This window comes from Streptomyces recifensis, from assembly GCF_002154615.1.
In the GTDB taxonomy this organism is placed as follows: Bacteria; Actinomycetota; Actinomycetes; order Streptomycetales; family Streptomycetaceae; genus Streptomyces; species Streptomyces griseoluteus.
The window spans coordinates 1-3,414 of sequence record NZ_MUNH01000702.1 but is presented as its reverse complement, the minus strand read 5'-3'; the positions used below and the strand labels follow the sequence as shown (position 1 = coordinate 3,414).

The 3,414-nt window shown below is 72.8% G+C and carries 4 protein-coding genes; 3 read left to right on the top strand and 1 reads right to left on the bottom strand.

All coding sequences use genetic code 11. The features are described 5' to 3' along the window. A partial coding sequence (locus tag CCN33_RS28610) for a sigma-70 family RNA polymerase sigma factor (RefSeq protein WP_140394720.1) occupies positions 1-313 on the top strand: 313 nt, incomplete at its 5' end. Between the two features lie 82 nt (positions 314-395). Continuing rightward, the gene (locus tag CCN33_RS28605; protein WP_244173968.1) at positions 396-1,637 is read left to right on the top strand and encodes a DUF5691 domain-containing protein; all 1,242 of its coding nucleotides are present in this window, start codon (positions 396-398) and stop codon (positions 1,635-1,637) included. Positions 1,638-1,643: 6 nt separating this feature from the next. On the opposite strand, the gene icmB is transcribed toward CCN33_RS28605, so the two are convergent. Continuing rightward, positions 1,644-2,063: a coenzyme B12-dependent isobutyryl CoA mutase small subunit gene (gene icmB, locus CCN33_RS28600; RefSeq protein ID WP_086696301.1), complete on the bottom strand. Its 420-nt coding sequence runs from the start codon at positions 2,061-2,063 to the stop codon at positions 1,644-1,646. A 238-nt stretch (positions 2,064-2,301) separates the two neighbouring features. Between icmB and CCN33_RS28595 the strand changes: the two genes are divergently transcribed. Further along, positions 2,302-3,156, top strand: a complete 855-nt coding sequence (locus tag CCN33_RS28595; protein ID WP_086696300.1) for an esterase/lipase family protein — start codon at positions 2,302-2,304, stop codon at positions 3,154-3,156. Positions 3,157-3,414: the final 258 nt, after the last annotated feature.

The window sequence follows — 3,414 nt, the reverse complement described above, 5'->3', positions numbered from 1 at the left end:
GGTCGCGCTGGAGGAACTGCTGCACGTCGGCGGTGAGGGCGGCGACCGGCTCAGCCTCATGGACACCCTGGAGGACACCGCCGCCGACAACCCCGTCGAGGTGGCCGAGGACCGGGAGCTGCGCCGCTTCCTGGCGCGGGCCATCAACACCCTGCCCGACCGCGAGAAAACCGTGGTCACGCTCTACTACTACGAGGGACTGACCCTCGCCGAGATCGGCAACGTCCTCGGCGTCACCGAGAGCCGGGTCAGCCAGATCCACACCAAGTCGGTGCTCCAGCTCCGGGCCAAGCTGGCGAGCTTCGGACGCTGACTCCTGCCGCGTTTCCCGGCCGGTCCGTAAAGTGGGGGGCGTGCCAAGGATTCGAGCGGCCTCCGTGGCCGAGCACCGGTCGATGCAGCGAGCCGCCCTGCTGGACGCGGCCCGCGCCCGCACCGATCTCCGCCCGGCCGCGCTGGAGTTCGCGGGCGCGCGGGCCCTGTGGCTGGCGCGGCTGAACCCGGACTGGCGGTTCGCCCAGCGCTCGGCCTCCGGGAACGCCTCGGCGCTGCCCGGCGCGGAGGACGAGGAAGGTGTACGACGGCTGTGGCGGGAGGGCCTGTTCGCGGAACGCGTCGCCCTCCTGACCGCCCTGCGCGCGCGGACCCCGGCCGACGCACGGGAGTTGCTGGCGGAGACCTGGGCGCAGGAGCGGGCCGAGGACCGGCTGATGTTCCTGGACTCGCTGCGCGCGGGCCTGTCCGCCGACGACGAGCCCTTCCTGGAGGAGGCGCTCGGCGACCGCAGCCGCAACGTCCGGGCGACGGCGGCCGAGCTGCTGTCCACCCTGCCCGGCTCGGCGCTCGCCGCGCGGATGGCACAGCGGGCCGCGACCTGCGTTGCCCTGGACCACACCGGCAGCACGGCCGCGATCGTCGTGGAGGCGCCGGCCGCCTGCGACCCGGAGATGGAGCGCGACGGCGTGACCGCCAGACCTCCGGCGGGCCGTGGCGAACGGTCCTGGTGGCTGGGCCAGTTGGTCGAGTCCGCACCGCTGGACACCTGGCCGGACCGGCTGGGCGGCCGTACCCCGGAGCAGATCGTCGCGCTGCCCGTGACGGACGACTGGCAGGGCGAACTGCACGCCGCATGGTGCCGGGCGGCCGTACGGCAGCGGGACGATCTGCTCCGGGGTACACTGCTGGGTTCCCCGTCGGCACCGGAGGCGGGCGGGCCGGGCGCGGTGTCGCTGGCGGACCGGGCGAAGCTGCTGGCCGCGCTGGAGGCGGACGAGCGGGCCGCGTGGGTGGCCGGGTTCATAGCCGGACACGGCCTGTCCGAGGCGTTCCAGTTGCTCGGGGTGTGCGCTCTGCCGTGGACGGCGCCGCTGGGCCGGGCGGTCGTGGACGCCCTCGACATCGCGCGGGAGGCGGGCAGTTACCCGTGGAGCTTCAGCGGCGTGATGGGCCTGGCCGAGCGCTGCCTCGACCCGGCCGAGACGGCCCGGCTGGACAGCCTGCTGGCCGTGCCGGACGAGCGGGAGGACGCCTCCCCCGGTGCCGGGGGCTACTGGGCGGAGGCGTTCCAGCGGCTGGCGACCACTCTGCGGCTGCGCGCGGCGATGGTGCGCGAGCTGGCCCCGGACGGCCCGGCCTGAGAGGGCTCAGGAGGAGGAGGCGGGCTGGCGCGCGTTCTCCCGCACCCACTCCACGATGGCCGTGGTGGTCGCCCCCGGCGTGAAGATCTGGGCGACACCCTTCTCGCGCAGCGGCGGGATGTCCTCCTCCGGGATGATGCCGCCGCCGAAGACGAGGATGTCGGCGGCGTCGCGCTCCTTGAGGAGGTCGATGACGGCCGCGAAGAGGGTGTTGTGGGCGCCCGAGAGGATGGACAGACCGATCGCGTCGGCGTCCTCCTGGATCGCCGTGGCGACGATCTGCTCGGGCGTCTGGTGAAGGCCGGTGTAGATGACCTCCATGCCCGCGTCCCGCAGCGCGCGGGCGATGACCTTGGCCCCGCGATCGTGGCCGTCGAGCCCCGGCTTCGCCACCACCACGCGGATCGGACCGGCTGCCACACCCATCACTGCCTCCATCAAGGGACCACCGTCAAGGGACCGCGGAAGCGTCCGCTTCCGTCCCGTACCGACAAGTACCGCACACCTGGCACGTTCCGCCACTTGTCGAAAGTGAACGAACGTTATCCACAGCATCCCGCAGCGGACTGTTTCACGGCACCCGGCGAGGGGGAAATCACATGGTGGGACATGAGGGCACGCGGGGGACAGAGCCGCCCCCCGCGTGCCGACAGGAGGTCGGCCAATGAAGGTCACCGGGGTACTGCCACTTTTCCTCCCGATCTGCCGACGTCTGTGGCCCGGCAGACTGGCCTCCGTGTCCGTGACGCTGGTGAAGGCCACCGCGCTGGAGGCCGCGATCCTGGCCGGTCACATGCTGCTGTACCCGACCGGCCTCACCCAGGAGCGCCGTCAGGCCGCCCTTCCCGCGCCGGCGGGCACGGCGAGACTCCCTGTGCCGACCGGCCCGCCGGTGGTGCTGGTGCACGGCTTCATCGACAACCGCTCGGTGTTCGTCCTGCTCCGCCGCAGCCTCGCCCAGCACGGCAGGCAGCGGGTGGAATCGCTGAACTACTCCCCCCTGACCTGCGACATCCGCACCGCGGCCGAGCTGCTGGGCCGGCATGTGGAGGAGATCTGCGAGCGCACCGGCAGCGTCCAGGTGGACATCGTGGGCCACAGCCTGGGGGGCCTGATCGCCCGGTACTACGCGCAGTGCCTCGGCGGTGACGTCCGGGTGCGCACCGTGGTCACCCTGGGTACCCCGCACTCCGGGACCCGCGCGATACCGCTGGCCAACGCGCACCCGATCGTCCGGCAGATGCGGCCCGACTCGCCGGTGATCCAGGAGCTGGCCCGTCCGGCACCGGGCTGCCGCACCCGCTTCGTCAGTTTCTGGAGCGACCTGGACTCCGTGATGGCCCCCCTGGAGGCGGCCTGCGTCGACCACCCCGACCTCGAGGCTCACAACATCCGCGTCAGCGGCATCGGCCACCTCGCCCTCCCGGTCCACCCCACGGTCGCCGCAGGCATCCGCGAGGCCCTCGACTCCGAGTACGCCATGCGCCGCCAGGAGGGCGGCGGCCTCACGGTCGCCTGAGAACCGGGGCCACAACAGGTCGCCCGCCCTCGTTAGATTGGCCCCCATGAACGCCTGGGAGCGGACCGCCGTGGGAGCACGCCTGCGGGAGGCCGCGGCCCTCGACGGGGCCATGGAGCGTTTCGGGGCGGATACCCACCGTTACCGAATGGGACCCCCACTCCCGGAGCCGGAGATCCGCGCCTTCGAGATCAGCCATGGCATCGAGCTGCCCCCGCAGTACCGCTCATTCGTCGCCGAGGTGGGCGACGGCCCGGC

Coding starts and splice junctions, on each gene's coding strand:
- icmB (WP_086696301.1), bottom strand. CDS start 2,063: ATGGGTGTGGCAGCCGGTCCGATCCGCGTGGTGGTGGCGAAGCCGGGG.
- CCN33_RS28595 (WP_086696300.1), top strand. CDS start 2,302: ATGAAGGTCACCGGGGTACTGCCACTTTTCCTCCCGATCTGCCGACGT.
- CCN33_RS28605 (WP_244173968.1), top strand. CDS start 396: ATGCAGCGAGCCGCCCTGCTGGACGCGGCCCGCGCCCGCACCGATCTC.